Source organism: Pseudomonas sp. Irchel 3H9, from assembly GCF_900187495.1.
Taxonomy (GTDB): domain Bacteria; phylum Pseudomonadota; class Gammaproteobacteria; order Pseudomonadales; family Pseudomonadaceae; genus Aquipseudomonas; species Aquipseudomonas sivasensis.
Map to the genome: position 1 here is coordinate 328008 of NZ_FYDK01000006.1, position 18352 is coordinate 346359.

The following is an 18352-nucleotide window of genomic DNA, read 5'->3' on the forward strand; positions in this document are numbered from 1 at the left end:
GGAGGTGAATCCTGACCGACGTGGCAGCAGCAAAAGCCTCAGAACTGCGCGCCAGCCTTTGAGTTCGCCAGGTAGCGCGCCGGAGAATCCCCCAGGTTGCGCCGGAACACCGACGTGAACGCACTGGAACTGCTGAAACCCAACCCGAGCGCCACCTCGGTGATGGAAGCGCCATGGCTTAGGCGTGCAGTGGCTTCCAGCAGGCACACCTGCTGGCGCCACGACACAAACGTCATCCCCGTGCTTTCCTGGAAATGGCGGGTGAACGTGCGTCGACTCATGTTCGACCACTCAGCCATCTCATCGAGGGTGATTTTTTGCGTGGGCGCCTCCAGGAAACGCTGACAGGCCCGCGCCAGCCTTGGTTCGCCAGGCAATGGTGCGCTGAGGGGCACCTCAGGCATCGCGCCGATCTCATCAATCAACAGCGTCAACACGCAGCGATGCCTCACATTGAGTGGCATTGAGGGATCGATAGCCAGCGCCGCCTCCAGCAAATGCCTGAGCAAGGGCGACACTTCAAACACCTGACAGCGCGCTTGCAACCCCGCGCGCAGGACGGCATCGGCGTTCAGGTAGGTATTGAGCATCATCACCTCCCCGCGCATATGCATTTCATGGGGCACACCACCGGGCACCCAAATCGCCCGCTGCGGCGGCACCACCCAATTGCCGAGGTCGGTGAACATTTTCAACGCACCGGTGGAGGCATAGGCGAACTGCCCACGCGCGTGCGTGTGCCGCTCGAAAACAGTGCCATTGGGGTATTCGCGTAGCGTCACCACGGCGTCAGGGCTGGAAACATCAAAGGCTGGAATCATGGCCCGATCTTGTCAAAAGTTGACCTGACATAGCAAGCGGGCCAATCCAACTGCCCCTAACATCAACGCCCTTAAAGAAGCGTCATGACCTAGGGAACATTCCATGCTGAAAAAACACTTGGCGCTAGCCGTGCTCGTCACCCTGGTGTGGGGAGTGAATTTCCCCATCACCCAATTAGGCCTGCGCTCGGTCGACCCCTTTGTGCTTACCGGCATCCGCTTTGCCTTGGCAGCCCTGCCCCTGGTGTTCTTCATCAAGCGCCCCGCCGTCAAGTTCAGCTACGTAGCCGCCTACGGTTTTATCTTCGGGCTGGGCATGTGGGGCGTAATCAACTACGGGATCCAGATCGGTGTGAGCCCTGGTATTGCTTCATTGATCATCCAACTCAGCGTGTTCTTCACCATGGGTTGGGGGTTTTTACTGTTCAAGGAGAACATCCGCAAGGCGCAGATCGTCGGCGCCTTGCTGGCGCTCAGCGGCCTGGCGGGCATCATTTCCACTCAGGAAGGCAACCACGCCGTCCTTGGGGTGATGTTGATCGTATTGAGTGCGCTGGCCTGGAGCGTGGGCAACGTCATCATCAAGAAGTCCGGGGTCAAGGAGATCTTCTCGTTCATGGTATGGGCCAGCCTGTTTCCGCCGATTCCACTGTTCCTCATGGCCTGGTGGATGCACGGCAGTAGCCCGTTCGAAGGCTTGAACGCCAGCCTCGACCTGGCAGCGATACTGTCCATCCTGTTCCAGGTGTACCTGGCCACGCACTTTGCCTACTGGGGCTGGAACTCGCTGCTAAAACTGTACCCCGTGTCCACAGTGGCGCCGCTGTCGTTGCTGATTCCCGTGTTCGGGATCAGCAGTTCGATGTTGATCATCGGTGAGCACGTTTCCACGCCGAACCTGATTTCGATTGCAATCATCATCGTCGGGTTGGCGGTGGGCTTGTGCCGCCGGCCATCGACACTCGCGCCTGCCGGGCTATCCTTGCGAAACCTCAGCAAGAAGCGCATTGCCCGTTAAAAACCGCGACACATCGGCCTGATACGCAGCAAAAACACAATTTTCAAAATGTAAAAAGCGCTCTAATACACGCCTGATGACTGGTTTTGAAGATCCTGGAGTTCGCAATGCCCCATGAAGGCAACCTGTTACAAGCAGCCGTGGTGTTCCTGCTCGCGGCCGTGCTGACCGTGCCCCTGGCCAAGCGCCTGCAATTGGGCGCGGTGTTGGGCTATCTGTTTGCTGGTGTGATCATTGGTCCATCGGTGCTGGGCCTGATAGGCAACCCGCAAAGCGTGGCGCAGTTTTCGGAGCTGGGAGTGGTGTTGCTGCTGTTCATCATTGGTCTGGAACTGTCGCCCAAGCGACTGTGGGTGATGCGCAAGGCGGTGTTTGGTGTCGGCCTGGCCCAGGTGCTGTTGACCGGGCTGGTCATGGCCGCAGTGGCGCTCTGGGTATTTGGCCAGGCCTGGAACAGCGCCATCGTGCTGGGCCTGGGCCTGGCGCTGTCGTCCACCGCGTTTGGCCTGCAAAGCCTGGCCGAGCGCAAGGAGCTCAACCAGCCCCACGGCCGGCTGGCGTTTGCCATCCTGCTGTTCCAGGACATCGCGGCGATCCCGCTGATCGCCATGGTGCCGCTGCTGGCCGGCAGCGACCACCCGACCACCGAAGCCCAGGGCGTACAACACGTCCTGCAGATCCTCGGCAGCATCGCTGTGGTGATCATTGGCGGGCGCTACCTGCTGCGGCCGGTGTTTCGCATCGTCGCCAAGACTGGCCTGCGCGAAGTGTCCACTGCCACCGCGCTGCTGGTAGTGATCGGCACAGCCTGGCTGATGGAACTGGTGGGCGTGTCCATGGCCCTCGGCGCCTTTCTCGCTGGCTTGCTGCTGGCGGATTCGGAGTACCGCCACGAACTGGAATCCCAGATCGAACCGTTCAAGGGCCTGTTGCTGGGACTGTTCTTTATCAGCGTGGGCATGGGCGCCAACCTCAGCCTGTTGCTCAGCTCGCCCCTGGTAGTGATCGGCCTGACCCTGCTGCTGATTGGCCTCAAGCTACCGCTGCTGTACGCCGTGGGCCGAATGGTGGGCGACCTCAATCGCGAAAGCGCCCTGCGCCTGGGCGTGGTACTGGCTGCCGGCGGTGAATTCGCCTTCGTGGTGTTCAAGATCGGCCGCGACCAGGGCCTGTTCGAACCCCATCTCTACGACATCCTGGTGCTGACCATCACCCTGTCCATGGCCGTAACGCCGCTGCTGTTGCTGGTGTGCCCGAAGCTGTTCAGGCCCAAGGTCAAGCCGGTGGAAGTGCCCGAGGAGTACCGCGCCATCGAAAGCGATGCGCCGCGTGTGGTCATCGCCGGCATGGGCCGTATGGGCCAGATTGTGGCGCGGATCCTGCGCGCCCAGAACATCTCGTTCATCGCCCTCGACACCTCGGTGGAAACCATCGAACTGACCCGCAGTTTCGGCGGCATGCCGGTGTTCTACGGCGACCCGCAGCGCCCCGAGATCCTGCACGCGGCCAAGGTCGACCAGGCCGAGTTCTTTGTGATCGCCATGGACGACCCGGAGATCAACATCAAGACCGCCGAGCTGGTGCGCACCCTCTACCCGCACATGAAAATCATCGCCCGCGCACGTAACCGCCAGCATGTGCACCGCCTAGTGGACCTGGACGCCTCGCCCGTTCGCGAGACGTTCTACTCCAGCCTGGAAATGAGCCGCCGCACCCTGGTAGGTCTGGGGCTGACCCAAGCCCAAGCTGATGCGCGCATCAACCGGTTCAAGAACCACGACCTGCAAGTACTCGCTGCCCAGCACGCGGTGTACGACGACGCAGCCAAAGTGATGCAGACCGCCCAGGAAGCCCGTACGGAACTGGCGCGGCTGTTTGAGATGGACAGACTTGAGGAAGAGTCCGACAAGGTGTGAGGCTAGCGATGAACGATCTTGCGAATTTTCTGACAGAATACGGCGCAATTTCGTTCATCCCTGGAGCGCTTCATGGCCACTTTCACCAAGACCGCCGCCCTGCTGGCCCTCGCGCTTACCGCCGGCAGCGTATTCGCCGCTGCCAAGCCGACCGTGCAAACCATCTCCACCTTGGGCGGCAAGTTCACCTTCAGCCTGCCCAAGGCCTACACCGCCGACACCCTGCCGCCGGGCAAGACCGAGGATGGCACTGCCGACACCCAGGGCACGATGTACGCTAACAAGACCACGAAAAGTGTAGTGATCGTCGCCGAAACCGTGCGTAACGACGGGGTTAGCATCAAGGACAACGACCCACAATTCCTCGACGGCGCCGTGGCCGGCTTCGTCAAGGACCAGAGCGCCGCCCTGCCCGACTTCAAAAAGCAAAGTGAGAAAAAACTGACCTTCAAGGGCCTAGGACTGCGCCAAGTGGACAGCACCGCCACCCAAGGCGGCGGTAAAACCTTGAACTCCACATTCCTCGGCGGTTCAGGCAATCACCTGCTGGTGATCCAGGCGATTTCACGGGCCGATGATGCAAAAGGACATGCTGAACTGGTGAAACAAATCACTGGCGGCAAGTAACCAGCAGTCCTGACAACACCCATCAAATGTGGAAGGGGCATGCCCCCTCCCACCTTTGTTCAACGCGTTCACTTCAAATTCGTTTCCAACCAGGCCTTCAGGTCCTGCACTTCCGTCTCACTGACGGTGTGGTTCATCCCCGGATAGCCATGAAACTCCGGCTTCAACCCCAGCCCCACCAACACCTCATTCGCCCGCGTCGCCGAGGCATAAGGCAGCGCCTGGTCCAGGGTGCCATGACCGATAAAGATCGCCAGTTTGCCCAGACGTTCGTCCGGCTTGAGCTCAGCCTTGAGCACCGGCAGCAGGCTGCCACTCAGTGCCGCGATGCCGCGCACCAACTGCGGGTCACGTAAAGCCACCTCATACGTCATGATCGCGCCCTGGCTGAAACCTACCAAAAACACCCGGTCAGGCTGGGTGTGATACTTGACGGTGGCTTTGCCGACAAAGTCCCTGATCAGCGCAGCGCTGCTCTGCAAATCGGCCGTCACCCCATCGTAATCGCCGTCCCCCGGCGTCTTGGTAAACCAGCGGAAGCCATTGGGCTCCACCGGCATCGGCGCGCGGGCCGATAGGTAGGTCCAGGTGGACGGCAGCGCGTCCTTGATCCCGAACAGGTCCTCCTCATTACTGCCGAACCCGTGCAGGAAAATCACCAGCGGCTCGTTGCGCGCATCGCTCTGGGTCTGTTCCAGGTACGCCAGCGGCAAATCGGTGTGCAACTCGGCATCGGCGTGAGCAACGCCAGCCATCAGGGTCAGCGCCAAGGCAAACAGTTTGAGCATGGGAAATGACCTCAGGGTTTGCGCAATAAATAGGTGTCCATGATCCAGCCATTCTCAAGGCGCGCCGCCTTGCGCACCCGCTCAATCTCTTCAGCCACTTCGCTGACTTTGCCGCTGATGAGGATTTCATCAGGCGTGCCCAGGTAGGCGCCCCAGTAAATATCGAGGCCTTGATCCGCCACCGTGCGGTAGGAATCTTCCGCGTCGAGCATGACCACCAGGGTGTCGGCATCGCTGGCCTGCCCTGCCGCCAGCCGGCGTCCCGTGGTGATTTCGACGGACTTGCCGATGCGGTTGAGCGCCACCTTATGCTGGGCCGCCAAGGCCTGCACACTGGTGATGCCGGGGATCACTTCAAACTCGAACGTGCACCGGCCAGTGGCCAGGATCGCCTGCAAGATGCGAATGGTGCTGTCGTATAGCGCCGGGTCGCCCCAGGCCAGGAATGCGCCGACTTCGCCGTCGGCCATTTCCTCATTAATCATGCGCTCGAAGGTGGCCTGCTTGTCACGGTTGAGGTCCTGCACAGCGGTGGTGTAGTCGATATCGCCGCGTACACGCTCGGGGCAGTCGGCCTCGACAAAACGGTAGCCGGGCTCGGTGATGTAGGTCTCGCAAATCTCGCGGCGCAGGTCGATCAACTTGTCTTTGCTCTGGCCCTTGTCCATCAGGAAAAACACGTCGGTGCGGTTGAGCGCCTTCACGGCCTGCATCGTGATGTAGTCAGGGTTGCCGGCGCCAATGCCGATGATCAGGATGCGTTTCATGGGTTGCTCTCATTGCGGGGCGTGGATTTTGCCATGTTCACGCGCCTGGGCGTGAGTTTCCAGGCGCAAGCGCCAGACCTTGTTGAAGCGAAGTTCAGTGGCCGACAACGCTTCGACGTCGATGAGGTAGAACATCGACAGCGGGAACTGCATGACGTACAGCAGTGCGGCGCGGATCACAAAGGGGTGCGTAATGGCGACCACATGGCCGGGTTGGGTTTCGAGGGATTTCATCCACTGCGCGACACGTGTGCAAACGTCATCCACCGACTCGCCGCCATGGGGTGCGCACGTGCTGTCAGTGAGCCAGGTGTTTAACTGATCGCCATTCAGTTGGCTGATGGCCTGGCCTTTCCACTGGCCGAAATCCGCGTCACGCAGGGCGTCTTCGATTCCTGCGTCATCGCCGAACAAGCCGGCTGTCTGCCGTGTACGCACTTCCGGCCCGCACAACAAACGCCGGGGTTTCTTATAACGCCCGGCGAGGGACAGCGCCGCGCCATGCCAATCCATCGCCACCGCCTCGTCGTCCGGAAAACGCCCGCGCTTTTGCAGAGGCGTGGCGGCATGGCAGATGAGTGTCAAACGGGTGGCCTGGATCACGGATTGTTTCAACGACAAGGATTAAGGCCACCAAGACTGGCGCAGTTATCACTGGGGCGCAACGCCTTGTGCCAGATAGAGCACCTGGTAGCCAGTGCCTGGGTGCTCGGCATCCAACGTTTTGGCCGACAGCGTAAACCGCACCAAGCGCCACGCTTGTACGTCCAGCGCGAGGAACACCGCGAACGTGTCGTTGCTATCCGCCAACTGCTGATTCCGTCGTTTCTCATCGGCCAAGATGCCCGCGCGGTCCACGCCAGGCGCCAGCGGCCGTTCCTCCCGATACAGACTCAGCGCGTTCTGCGCCGGGCCACGTTGTACATCCAGCGGCAGCCAACTCTCGATATGCGGACGACCGAAGCTGTCGAGCACTTTCTGGAAACGCTCCCCCAGCAAAAAGTCAGCGGCCTGCAACGGGTCGGCCCACAGGTACACCGAGGAATACACATTGCCGCCAGTCTCCTGGGCGATAAACGCCTTGAACAGCAACCCTTCAGCGTGATCCCACAACGGCCCCAACTGCGTGGCACGTCGGCGAATCACGTTCATGTCGTAATCGGCGGGTAAGCGGTGTGAATACTGTTTGGCGAACATCAGTAAGCTCCCAGGCAAGATGAGGTATCAGCTTGCGCATCCGCGATGATTTCAACAAGATATGACCGGATATAGGTGCGATAAGGATTTGATATGACTGACGCGCTCAAACCTCTGGACATCGACACCGTGCACGCCTTCGTACTGGTGGCCGATTTCGGCAGTTTCACCCGTGCCGCCGAGGCCCTCGACACTTCCCAGGCCGCGATCAGCCTTAAGCTCAAGCGCCTTGAAGAGCGCCTCGGCTATCGTCTGCTTGAGCGCACGCCACGGCATGTGCGCCTGTCGCCCCAGGGCGAGCAGTTCATCGTGGCCGCGCGTGCGCTGCTCAACGCCCATGAACGCGCGCTGGGCGACATGGGCACCCACGCACCGCGTCGCCTGGTGATCGGCATCAGCGACCATGTCGCCGGCCCGGACTTGCCGACCTGGCTCAGCCGCCTGGCCGCCTATGACCCTTTGGTGATCCTCGAAGTGCGCATCGCCTCCTCCCGCGACCTGGTCGCGGCCTTCGATCGCAACGAGCTGGACGCGGTCATCGTGCGCAACGAGGGCGACCGCCAGGACGGCGAAGTCTTGGTGGTGGAACGCTTTGGCTGGTTCGCCGCGCCCACCTGGCAGCACAGCGCCGGCACGCCACTGCGCATGGCGACCATGGCCGCGCCCTGCGGCGTTCGCCACTTGGCCACACGCGCACTGGATGCGGCGTGCATCGACTGGACCGAAGTATTCGTCGGCGGCGGTGTGATGGCCGTGGGTGCGGCAGTCAGCGCCGGCCTCGGCGTCGCCGCCCTCGCCCACCGCGTGGCACCCGCTGGCGCGGTGGAGGTGAGCGAGCAATATGGGTTGCCGGCGTTGCCCGTCAGTGAAGTGGTGCTTTACAGCCGTATCAGTGACGCACGCTCCAGGGAAACGTTGCGCGCCCTGAGCGCAACCTTTCGTGGTGTGCTGCAACGGTGAAACCAGCCCCGCAATTCCTCTGCTACGGGCCATCTCATTGAACATGTGCAGTCAATCAAACCACTCGCGGCGGCCTTCGAAGGTGCTGACGATCAACGCCACAATCATCTGCACCGCCTCGGCATCCTGCACCTGTGCATTCACCGCCAGCCACACCTGGCGCTGCATGCTCTCGGCCAACAACCCCGGCAAGGCCACCAGACCTCGGTCGAAGCTGCTCATGTAGTGCGGCAGCAACCCGATGCAGGCGCCGCAGCGGATCATCTCCAGCATCAGCGAATACGCATGCACCTGCACCACGGCGGCCAGGCGCTGCTCCACCACGTGGTTCCATGGCTGCAAGGCCTCGACCTGCGCATCGGGTTGCCATTGCACCAGCATGTAGTCAGCGAGGTCTTCCACGCTGTCCGGGCGCGTGGTCAGCCGCGAGTAGCGCTTGGCAATGTGCGGCAAGTACTGCAGGCGCGCCAGGGCCCTTGGCGGTTCGGTGACAAAGCCCGGGCCGGGCATCGGGCTGTCGCTGTCCGACAGCCACACCACCACATCCACGTCCACCGCTTGCAGGGACAGTTGGCTGTCGATGGAGATAATCTCCAGGCGCACGCTGGCGTTGCGCCGCAGTAAGGCGATCAAATCGCGGCCGAGGATGTCATGCAGGATCGGTTCGGCCACCGCCACGCGGATCAGCGGCTGTTCCACCACCGGCAGGCGTCGTTCATGGGCCAGAGCGATCAGTTGCGCCTGCAATTGCTGGCCGTCCCGACTGAGCACCAGCCCATTGCCCTGGTAACTGAACAACACGTGCCGCAAGTGCTCTTCCAGTTGCGCCAGGCGCTTGCGCAGCAGCGTCGCCTTGATGTTCAGGCTGCGCGCCGCCTGCATAAAGCAGCCGCAGCGCGCGCTCACCAGAAAGTAGCGCGCCACCTCCGGGTCAATCTCATGGGCCAGGGCCAGCCAATGGCTGCGCGGCTCGGCCGCCGCGGGATAGGCGGCGGTGCCCTGAGGGCCGGACGGTTCCAGTAATTCCATTTGAGACTCCCTGTCTTGTTGGTCTGGGCATCCAATGCGGGTGGACGGGTATTACTCCAATACTTTATTCAACTCGGCGCCGTCGATGCTCAAGGTCGCGGTGTTGAGCATGCCTTCAAGGTAAGCCTTGGCGATCTGCTCTTGACGCTGGGCACGCAGGGCCTGGGTCAGGCGTTCACGCAGCTCATCGAGGCTGGCGGTGCGCGCCGGTTGTTGGCCGATCAACTTCAGTACATGGAACCCCGCCGGGCTCTGCACCACGTCCGACACCGCGCCGACCTTGAGTCGCGACACCGCCTCGCGTACTTGCGGCACCAGTTGCTGCAACGGCTGCATCCCCGAATCACCTCCGCGCGCGGCGCTGTCCGGGTCCTGGGAAAACTGCGTGGCCAAGGCCGCAAAATCGGCTGGCGCGGCCTGGGCCTTGCGGCTCAACTCCTGGGCCTGGCGCCGCACGGCATCGAGGGTTTGCGGGTCGTTCACGGCGAGGAAAATCTGACTCACCCGGTACAACGGCGGCGTCACCCATTGCGCCTTGCCGCTGTCGTAGGCCTGTTGCAATTCGGCGGCGCTGGGGTAATCGGCCGGGACTTTACTGACCGACAACATGTAGTCGCGAAACACGATCTGCTCGGTGGCGGCGCGGGTCTGTTGCTCCACCTCCGGGCGCTGGCGCCAGCCTTGGGCGTCGGCCTGTTCCAGCACGGCTTTTTGCGCCAGACGCGAGCGGATCCAGGTTTCCAGGGCGCCACGGTTGCCACGCAATTGTTCGCGGGATTCAGCCGGCAGGCTGGCGAGCACGTTTTTCAGTTCCGGCAGGTCGATCTGCTGGTTGCCCAGGCGCGCAACCGCCGGCCCGGTTGACGCAGGGCTGATCACCGGCGCCGGTTGTTGCGCCGCCACCGGGTCGCTGCCCGGTCGCAGGCTCAACGCCACTGCCACCACCAGCAGGGCCAACGCGCCCGCGCCGACCATCAGTGTCGGCTTTTTCACAGGACAGGCGCCTCTTCCCCAACCGCGGCGACCTGCAACTGCGCCGCGTGCTGGCTGTATTCACGCAGGTAGACAATGAATTCCTGCAACAGACGGTCCCACAATTCCAACTGACTGCGCAGGTGCGTGGCGCCAACGCCGGCCACCACCACGTCCATTTCCATCAATAGGAATTCACCCTGCACCGACAACCGCGCAAAACGGCGCGAGGCATTCCACACCTGGGCCAAGCCTTCGGGCAATTCGCCCTGGACCCGCAGCGCGCAGCTGTAGGTGAAGTCCACATAGCTGCCCTGCTCGGCCGCCGGGTTGCCGAAACGCACGGCAAAGCCGATGCCCTGGCTGGCGCTGAGCAACTGCACGATGCCGTTCTGTTCGGATTGGTTGACCCGGTAGCCGGCTTCCTGCAACAGCTCGGTGAGGCTCTGGACGCTAACGCTGGTGATCAATTCGCTCATGGTCTGTTCTTCCTTGTCGATCAGTGGGTGACGCCCGCCTGGGGCGCATCAAAACGGCTCTTGTACAAATCGTCGCCAAAACCCTGGGCCAGTTCCTCGAACTTGACCCGCGCGCTGCTGGCGAACGGCTGGCGAATACTCATCACCTCAGCCACATCGATTTTTTCGTAGGCCGCGAGCAACTGCTGGGCCACGCCGTACATTTGTTGATTCTTGACTGAACATTGCTGCACTTGTGTGTCACGTTCGCTCAATTGCGCTTGCAACCGCGCACGCTCGGTTTCCTTGCCCTTGGCCAGCACCAGCAACTCGTCATAGGCCTTCTTGAACTTGCCAATCTGCTCGTTGCTCGCATTCACCTGGGCTTGCGCCTGGCTGTGCAGGCTTTGTTGCTGGCCGGCCAGTTGCTCGGCCAGGCCACGGGTCTTTTCCAGCTCAGCCGTCAACTGCTTGATCTGGGCCTGGGCCTGCTTGGCCTGGGTTTCGGCGGCGATGCGCGCGGCACTGGCCTGGGCCTGCTCGCTTTGCAACGCCTGCAATTGCTGGGTAGTGCTGCGCAGTTGGGTACGCAGGCGTTCCTCCATGCCTTCGGCGCAAGCGCCGCTGGCGACGAACAGCAACAACAGCCCGCAGATTCGCGTGTTCATGTGGCATCTCCCTGCGCATCAAAAGCGCGTGTTGAGTTCCAGTTGCATCACATCCACTTCAAACGGCTGGCCGTAGACTTCGGAGGCGCTCAACCAACGTGCGCTGGCGTAGATGTTCTTTTCGATGCCGTAGTTGGCGCCAATGAAATAGCCCTTGGCATTGGTGCCGCCCAGGTGGAACGAGGAGTCATTGAAGCCGTCGGGCAAGGCGTCGGGTTGGATGTATTTGTAGCCGGCCAGCACGTTCCAATCGCCACGCTTGCGCATCTCCAGCGCGCTGCCGAGGGTGAACGAGACCATCAAGGCATTGCCGCCACTTTCAAACTGGCCGTCGCTGTTGAGGTTGTTGACGATCTGGCCTTCGCTGCGCTTGAGCATTTCGCCCTTGTCGTAGGCCAGGTTGTGAATGAAGTTGCCCTGGCTGCGCAGCTTCAAGTCGCTGGGCAACTCGCTGTCCCAGACCGCGTTGAGGTCCAGCACATTGAACTTGGACGCCAGGCCGACGTATTGCGGCTCCGGCGTGAGGCCGGGTGTGGCCGGGTTAGGCGTGATGTTGCGCAGGTTGAACACGCTGTTGCCCTTTTGCATAAACGCCACCCGCGAGCCATCAGTGTCGCAACCGGGTTGGCCTGCCCACGGTGAGCACGGGCTGGAACGTTCGCCTTCGATGTCCTGGAATTGGTAGTACGCGGCGGCCAGCTTGAGTTTGTTGCTGCGGCTGATCTTCCAGTCCGCGCCGATCTGCCCGCCAAACAGCCATTTGGTCTCGCTGTCCTGCTTGTCGACGCCGTTGCTGCTGGCGGTGTCGGAGGTGTACTCGACCGGGAACGCACCAAGGGTGCCGAACAGGCCCCACTCGCTGTTGAGGCTGTGATTGAAAATCGCCGCCACGCCGTCGAAATTGAGGTCGTTGGAATACATCATGTCAGTGGAATAGAACGGGTTGCCGATACGCCCGCCGGTCAGCGTCACCGCGTCGGAGGCTTTCCAGCTCAGGTAACCCTGGTCGAGCCAGATGTCTTTCTTGCCGAAACCACCGCCCAGGGTCTGGGTGGTGGACACCGGGTTATTGTCCGAACCGGTACCCAGGCGAATGCCGGCGGTCCATTCCGGCGAAATCACCGCTTTCATGCCCAGGCGGGCGCGCAGGCGGAACAGGTTCTCACGGTCCTCGCGGGTATTGAGCAACGGCGGGAAACGCGTATTGGTGCCAGGATTGACGTCATACGGGCCCGAATCGTTGAGCTTGGCGTAGTCGGTGATGGTGTCGTCGTTCTTGCCCGAAAAATACCGAGATTCGTCGCGTAAACGGATATCGCCATCAAAGCTCACCCGTGAGATCCAATCCGGAAAGGTGTTGGGTTGGGCCCAGTTTTCCTGCTTGGCGGTGGCCATGACTTCAGCTTTCACCTGGTCACGGATCTGATCACGCACCGCTTGCGGCACATACTGCACCCGCACATCCCCAGGCGCTGCGGCCGGGCCGCTGGCAACCACCGGCGCCGCATTGGCCTGGCGCGCCTGCAAGGCTTCTTTTTCGGCCTGGGCGATCAGGCCGTTGGCGGTGTCCTGGGTCAGCACGCCCTGCTGCACCAGCAGGCGGATCAGGTTGATGGTGACGTTTTCCGAAGGGGCAACCGGAGCAGCCGCCGCCTGGCCGACCAGGGTCGCGATGACCATGCCAACCGCCAGGGTCAGTCGATTCACGGGGGAAATCATGTGTACGCAACTCCTGTAAAAAACCATTGAAAAAGCATTCGATCAATCTGGACGCCGACCCTTGAGGGACAGGCGTACCGGCATCGTCACCGAGGCCGGCACCCGTTGCGTGGCATGGGGCGCACGCAAGGCGGCGAGGACCTGGGCATCGGTGTCGGCATCGCCACTGGACTTGGCCAACTGCGCACGGGTGACCGCGCCTTCGGCGTCAAGCCACAAGTCCGCTTGCACCGTGTAAGCCTTCTTGCGTAACTCCGGGTCTTCGCGCAGCAGGCGTTGAAACACCCCGGCCAAGTACTGCTTATAAGTGCCGGCACCGAGTCCACCACCACCGGAACCCGCCATGCCGCCGCCCTTGCCCGCGCCAATGTTGAAACCGTCGTTGCCTGACTGGGCGTCGCCATCGATCTGCATCGGGTTGGCCAAGTCATCGGCCGGTGAAGGCGGCGCTTCCTCGGCCGGCTTGACCTCTTCCGGTTCTGGAGTAGGGACTGGCTCAGGGATTTTTTCTTCCACTTGCGGCTCTGGTTCCTTGGGCTTTTCAGGCGGTGGCGGCGGCGGTGGCGGCAACGGAATAATCGTCGGCACCTTCGGCGCTTCGCGACGTACGCCACTCATGTCATTGGCCCATTGCCATAAAAACCAGGCCGCCACGGCCGCCAGCAGCAGGCCGGCGCCCCACTTCAGCGGGCGCAGCTTCGGCGTTTTCTTGACCGGCAACGGCGTGATCGGGATCTGTGCAGTCATGACTCAGCCCTGGCTCGGTTTGCCGGTGACCAACCCGACCTGGGACAGCTCCAATCGGCGCAGCAGGTCGAGCACTTCGATCACTTTCTGGTACTGCACCATGGCGTCGCCGCGCACGATCACCGGGAAATCCGGGTTCAATGCTTTCTCGATGCGCAGGCGCTCCTCCAGCTCGCCGAGGGTCACCGGGTAAGCGTCGAGGAACACCTGGCCGCCGTCATTGACGGAAATGGCCTTGGTCTTTGCCTCCGACAACGACACCGAAGCGCTGGCCTTGGGCAGGTGAATCTGGATACCCGACACCTGGGCGGTGGCGGTGAGGATGAACATCACCAACACCACCATCAGCACGTCCACCAGCGGCGTGATGTTGATGCTGTCGACAGCGGCATCATCGTCATCGTCGTGGGAGGTATTTACGGAAGCCATGGCGATTCTCCTCAGGCCGGAACCGATGCGTGATGTTCGCGACGGTGCGCGGCTTCACTGTGCTGGCTCTCGCCGTGCATCTCCGCCAGGCGGGTGATGAACTCGTCGACGAACACCCGCATGTCGGCGCTGACTTCCTTGTTGCGCGTGATCAGGCGGTTGTAGCCAAACAGCGCGGGGATCGCGACGAACAGGCCCATGGCCGTGGCCAGCAAGGCGGCCGCCATACCGGGGGCGATGGCGTTGATGTTGACGTCACCGGCCATGGCCGTGCCGAGGAACACCACCATGATCCCCAGCACCGTACCGAGCAGGCCGATGTACGGGCCGCCGGCAATGGCGTTGGACAAGGTCGAGAGTTTGGAACTGAGGGCCTGGTTCTCACGGGTGCGCACGCCGTCCATGGAACAGCGGATGGCTTCGATGGTGGCCGCAGACACCGATGAGGTGTCAGCGCCCTGGGCACGTCGCGTGCGGATCTCCTTGACCGCCACCAGGTACAGGCGCCACAGCGAGGAATGGGTCAGCCGCTCACTCAGTTGTGCGTCGTCGGCGTACATTTCCAGACGGGTGCCGATCTGCGCGAAGTGCTCGCGGAACACCTCGTTGGCACTGCTCACACGGCTGACCTGACGGTTCTTGCGCAGCATGATCACCCACGATTGGAACATCATCGCCACCAGCACCAGGATGATGACCCAGGCATCCACCGGCACGGCGTTGAGCAAAAAGCCCAGGCTGCCGAAGCCCATGCCCGACTGTTCTTCATCCACCCCGTAAGCCACCAGTTTCGACTCGGCGCCCTGGGCACTGGCATCAGCCAGCAACAGCGCGGCCGGGCGCGCCACTTTGGACAAGCGCAGCTCATCCATCGCACCAGCGAACGGCAAGTGCGTACTGCCTGCTTCCGGCAGGTCGGCACCGATGGCGAATTGGGAATTGAAGGCCGGCAATGCGACGGCGAGCGTCGCGGTTTCGCGACCATTCACATACAGCGCGACTTTTTCACCCTCGGCGGTGAACGCCAAGTGCTGCCATTGGCCGGGGTTCAACGGCTGCGTCGAGACAGCGCGCTGGCCGTCGATTTCCACAAACGGCATGCCTTGATTCAAGCCCAGCAACAGGCTGTGGGCACCGTCGCGACGGGCCAGGACGATTTGTTCGCCACTGGCCTGGTCCAGACGCAACCAGGCGCTGACGGTGAACGCCCCACCGGCGGCGTGTTGCAGCGACGGGCTGGCCGGCAGCAACAGCGGCTGGCCGCCGAACTGCAAGGCGCGGCCGATTACGCCGTCGATGCTCGCGCCGGTGGCGTTCAGCGCCGTGTTGGCATAGGCCGTGGTGTCCCGTGGCGGCGTGGCATTGGCGCCGTCAAAGTGATAGAGCGCGGTGTAATTCGGGTCAAACGTCAGCTGGCCGTTGGCGGTGGCCGGGGCCTTCTGGTTGCCGTAGTACATCCAGATGTCCTGGCGCTGGCCGCCTTCGACCTTGGGCACGTCGACCCAAATGAGCGCCATGCCCATCAACGGATCAAAGCTCTCGATCTGGTGATTGAGCACGGTCTTGTCATCGGCACTCACAAAGCGCAGGTCGGCGCCGTCGTCCTTGACCCCGTCAAAGGTGAAATTGCCGGTGTGCAAGCGCACCAGCAGAGCGGTACGGCCCAAAGCCTGATTGATCGCGGCGCCTTGGGCGGTGGTGTCTACCGAAATCTGTTTGCGGTAGTGCCAATCGTCCTGCCACCAGGCGTGGGCGGTGGCCGGGAGCGCGAAGCCCAGGCAGATCATCAGGCTCAGAAATAGGCGTTGCATGGGTGAAGTCTCCGGAAGAAAAAGTCAGAACGTCGCCTGCACACTGAAGTGCAGTCGCGAATCCTGTTTCTGGGTGTTCGGTCCATCGAGCAGCGGGTAGCCCCAATCCAGACTGCCGGACAACCATTTGCTCAAACTGGCGCGGGTGCCCAGGCCGACACTGGCCAGGCTGTATTCGTCTTCTTGCTCGGGCAGCGGGTCGTGCAGACGCAGGCGCGCGCCTTCGGCGAACGCATAAAAGCGCCACTCCTGCACATAACTGCCGAGGAACTTGGCCAGGGACGGCGTGCGCAGCTCCTGGGACAGCAGCAAGCCTTCGTCGCCGGTGCGTTCGGCCGCCAGGTAGCCGCGCACCGAAGTGGCGCCGCCGGCGGAATACTGCTCGTTGGACACCAGCGGCCCCGAGGCCAATTGGAAGCCGGCCTTGGACGCCGACTGCCAATCGTTGGCGAAGGTGTAGCTGTAATTCAGGTCGCCCTTGAGCACGGCAAAACTGGCGCTGGCCTTGTAGCGTTTGTAATCGAACTCTTCGGCGTCGCTGCCGTAGCCAAAGAACGCACGGGTGCCAACCACCAGGTTCAGGCCCAACCCCAACTGGGACTGTTCGGTGTAGCGATAGCCGTTGTAGCCGAGGGTGAACGGCGCGTACTTGAGCGGCACCTGATCGCTGCTGGAACCGAATCTCATCTGCTCGTCGAAGTCTTTGAAGTCGATACCGAACGAGAAGGAATTGGCCCAATTGCCGGCGGCCGGCAGGTTGTAAATCGCCGACACCCCATAGGAATGGCCCTTACCGAGTACGTTGCTGCCGCCGATGGTGGCGATATTGCTGTCGGACTGGTAACCGGAGAACTGCAAAGTCCAGCGCTCATCCAGCGGCGCGCTGTAGGAGCCCGACCAGACCTTGGCGTTGTCGGTGTCCTGGGGTGCGGTGAAGTAGGTAAGAGAGATGCTGTGGCCCAGTTGCCACAGGTTGTCGTAACCCAGTGTCGCGACCGAACGCAGCTTCTCGGTGTCGGCGCTGTAATCGTTGTTCAGGCCGATACTGGCGTGCCAGGGGTTCTGGTCTTCCACCTGCAAATCCACATCCATGGTGCCGGGCCGCTGGCCTTCGCGCACCAGCGGCGTAACTTGGCGCCCGGCGCTGCGATTGAGCCCGGCCAACTGGGTTTGCACCGTGGAAAAATCCGGCACCGCGCCCTCCTCCAGGCCCGGCACTTGCTCGCGGATTTCCACCGGCGAGTAATGCTTGGCGCCGACCACACGCACCCGGCCGACCTTGGTTTCGCTGACTTGCAGATAGACGATGCCGTCATCGACCTTCTGCTCCGGCAACTCGACAAACACCGACTGGTAACCGCGCGCCTGGTAGATCTTCTGCAAGGCGTCCCGGGCGCCTTCGATATCGTCGAGGGTCTTTTGCGGGCCCAGGAACGGGTACACCGCCTCCTCGATGGTGGCCGCATCAAGCACGGTATTGCCACGCACGAAGTACTCGTTGACGTCCACTTTGCGTGCCGGCGCTGCGTCCTCCGCCAGCGCGGGTTGGGCCATGGCCCCCAGCGCCAAGCAGCACAGCACCAGCGTTGATTTGAACAGATGCTCCACACCGCCCCCTGACGTTCTATAAGTATTCGCCGCAGCCACTGGCACGGCGTTCGGCCGGCTCAATTGCTGGCGATCGAGGTGTTGCCGTGGCGTGCCAGCCAGGTGTGCAGCAAGGCGAAGTTCAGCGAGAACTCCGGCATGTGCAGCAAGGCGCCACAAAACACGTCACCAATGATTTTCTGGATGAGCTGTACCGCACGAGGGTTGTTGAGCAGCGTGGCGATATCGCGGGTGAGTACGTGAATGCTCCAGACCTTCTGGTTCAGGTCCAGGCCGACGAACCAGCGGAACAGCAGGTTGTAGTTGAGCTGTTCGTGCAGTTGCTGTTCGCTGGGCACCGAGTACAGCAGTTGCAGCAGCAGGATCTGCAGCACGGTCTGCGGTGCGATCAACATCGAGGGCTCGGCCACCAGCCAGTCGCGGTGCTGGTCGAGGACGTCGTCGATCTGCGGGCGCAGTAGCACCAGGGAATGGCCTGCGGGGATGTAGCTGGAGACTTCCTTCACGGCGCCCTGCCAATCGTCCTGGGAGACGATCCATACCCAGGGTGCGCCATAGCGATAGACCGACACCGGCTTCTTGCGCGCGGCTTCGACGATCTTTGACAGGCGCTGGTCGAGCTCCTGCATGCCGACTTTTGAATAACGTTCCATAGATCCCATTGCCCCACTCCTGGCGTCCTGCTGGCGGCTTTAAGAACACCTTCGTGGTGTTCTTGAGCGCGTTACACAGGAGAGACGGGGGCAAGGGTTGGCTACCGAACTTTTGTCATGAAAGCTTCATTTTTTGGGTTTTTTTTGGGGGTGGTGGGGTGAGT

19 protein-coding genes are annotated in these 18352 nt (G+C 61.9%); 4 read left to right on the forward strand and 15 right to left on the reverse strand.

Features of this window, described 5'->3' with window-relative positions; all coding sequences use genetic code 11:
• Positions 1-38: 38 nt before the first annotated feature.
• Positions 39-821, reverse strand: coding sequence for a helix-turn-helix domain-containing protein (locus CKW32_RS21945; RefSeq protein WP_095185983.1), 783 nt, complete (start codon positions 819-821; stop codon positions 39-41).
• Positions 822-924: 103 nt separating this feature from the next.
• On the opposite strand from CKW32_RS21945, the gene CKW32_RS21950 reads away from it, so the two are divergent.
• The 3 genes from CKW32_RS21950 (at position 925) to CKW32_RS21960 (ending at position 4382) form a co-directional block, all read left to right on the forward strand.
• A complete protein-coding gene (locus tag CKW32_RS21950; protein ID WP_095185984.1) occupies positions 925-1839 on the forward strand; it encodes an EamA family transporter in 915 nt (304 codons plus the stop codon).
• A 107-nt stretch (positions 1840-1946) separates the two neighbouring features.
• Positions 1947-3755 carry a monovalent cation:proton antiporter-2 (CPA2) family protein gene (locus tag CKW32_RS21955; protein ID WP_095185985.1) on the forward strand — a complete coding sequence of 603 codons (1809 nt, stop codon included), beginning with the start codon at positions 1947-1949 and terminating at the stop codon, positions 3753-3755.
• A 72-nt stretch (positions 3756-3827) separates the two neighbouring features.
• On the forward strand, positions 3828-4382 hold the full coding sequence (locus tag CKW32_RS21960) for a hypothetical protein (protein WP_095185986.1): 555 nt from the start codon (positions 3828-3830) through the stop codon (positions 4380-4382).
• A gap of 68 nt (positions 4383-4450) precedes the next feature.
• Here the strand turns inward: CKW32_RS21960 and CKW32_RS21965 are convergent, their stop codons facing one another.
• Genes CKW32_RS21965 through CKW32_RS21980 form a run of 4 tightly spaced genes read right to left on the reverse strand, consistent with a single transcriptional unit; the run spans position 4451 to position 7134 of the window.
• Positions 4451-5170, reverse strand: coding sequence for an alpha/beta hydrolase (locus CKW32_RS21965; RefSeq protein ID WP_095185987.1), 720 nt, complete (start codon positions 5168-5170; stop codon positions 4451-4453).
• A gap of 11 nt (positions 5171-5181) precedes the next feature.
• Complete coding sequence (cobF, locus tag CKW32_RS21970) at positions 5182-5937, reverse strand: precorrin-6A synthase (deacetylating) (RefSeq protein WP_032885385.1); 756 nt, start codon at positions 5935-5937, stop codon at positions 5182-5184.
• Positions 5938-5946: 9 nt separating this feature from the next.
• Positions 5947-6537, reverse strand: a complete 591-nt coding sequence (locus CKW32_RS21975) for a histidine phosphatase family protein (RefSeq protein WP_032885417.1) — start codon at positions 6535-6537, stop codon at positions 5947-5949.
• A 51-nt stretch (positions 6538-6588) separates the two neighbouring features.
• On the reverse strand, positions 6589-7134 hold the full coding sequence (locus tag CKW32_RS21980; protein WP_032885386.1) for a DUF4865 family protein: 546 nt from the start codon (positions 7132-7134) through the stop codon (positions 6589-6591).
• 93 nt (positions 7135-7227) lie between these two features.
• Here CKW32_RS21980 and CKW32_RS21985 point away from each other — a divergent pair, with 93 nt between their 5' ends.
• On the forward strand, positions 7228-8094 hold the full coding sequence (locus CKW32_RS21985) for a LysR family transcriptional regulator (RefSeq protein ID WP_095185988.1): 867 nt from the start codon (positions 7228-7230) through the stop codon (positions 8092-8094).
• A gap of 51 nt (positions 8095-8145) precedes the next feature.
• Here CKW32_RS21985 and CKW32_RS21990 read toward each other — a convergent pair whose 3' ends face one another.
• Genes CKW32_RS21990 through CKW32_RS22035 form a run of 10 tightly spaced genes read right to left on the reverse strand, consistent with a single transcriptional unit; the run spans position 8146 to position 18188 of the window.
• A complete protein-coding gene (locus CKW32_RS21990; protein ID WP_095185989.1) occupies positions 8146-9123 on the reverse strand; it encodes a LysR family transcriptional regulator in 978 nt (325 codons plus the stop codon).
• Positions 9124-9174: 51 nt separating this feature from the next.
• Complete coding sequence (locus CKW32_RS21995; protein ID WP_032885389.1) at positions 9175-10116, reverse strand: peptidylprolyl isomerase; 942 nt, start codon at positions 10114-10116, stop codon at positions 9175-9177.
• A complete protein-coding gene (locus CKW32_RS22000) occupies positions 10113-10574 on the reverse strand; it encodes a YbjN domain-containing protein (RefSeq protein WP_095185990.1) in 462 nt (153 codons plus the stop codon). Before CKW32_RS22000 ends, CKW32_RS21995 begins: the two co-directional genes overlap by 4 nt.
• A gap of 20 nt (positions 10575-10594) precedes the next feature.
• Entirely contained in the window at positions 10595-11221 is a 627-nt protein-coding gene (locus CKW32_RS22005; protein WP_095185991.1) for a DNA repair protein, read from the reverse strand.
• Positions 11222-11239: 18 nt separating this feature from the next.
• Positions 11240-12940 (reverse strand): putative porin, encoded by a 1701-nt coding sequence (locus tag CKW32_RS22010; RefSeq protein ID WP_032885392.1) that lies wholly within the window; start codon positions 12938-12940, stop codon positions 11240-11242.
• A 42-nt stretch (positions 12941-12982) separates the two neighbouring features.
• Positions 12983-13687 (reverse strand): energy transducer TonB, encoded by a 705-nt coding sequence (locus tag CKW32_RS22015; protein ID WP_032885393.1) that lies wholly within the window; start codon positions 13685-13687, stop codon positions 12983-12985.
• Between the two features lie 3 nt (positions 13688-13690).
• Complete coding sequence (locus CKW32_RS22020) at positions 13691-14116, reverse strand: biopolymer transporter ExbD (protein ID WP_016980095.1); 426 nt, start codon at positions 14114-14116, stop codon at positions 13691-13693.
• Positions 14117-14127: 11 nt separating this feature from the next.
• A complete protein-coding gene (locus tag CKW32_RS22025) occupies positions 14128-15927 on the reverse strand; it encodes a DUF2341 domain-containing protein (RefSeq protein WP_095185992.1) in 1800 nt (599 codons plus the stop codon).
• Positions 15928-15951: 24 nt separating this feature from the next.
• Entirely contained in the window at positions 15952-17535 is a 1584-nt protein-coding gene (locus tag CKW32_RS22030) for a ShlB/FhaC/HecB family hemolysin secretion/activation protein (RefSeq protein ID WP_095185993.1), read from the reverse strand.
• 59 nt (positions 17536-17594) lie between these two features.
• Positions 17595-18188, reverse strand: a complete 594-nt coding sequence (locus CKW32_RS22035) for a transposase (protein WP_032885396.1) — start codon at positions 18186-18188, stop codon at positions 17595-17597.
• Positions 18189-18352: the final 164 nt, after the last annotated feature.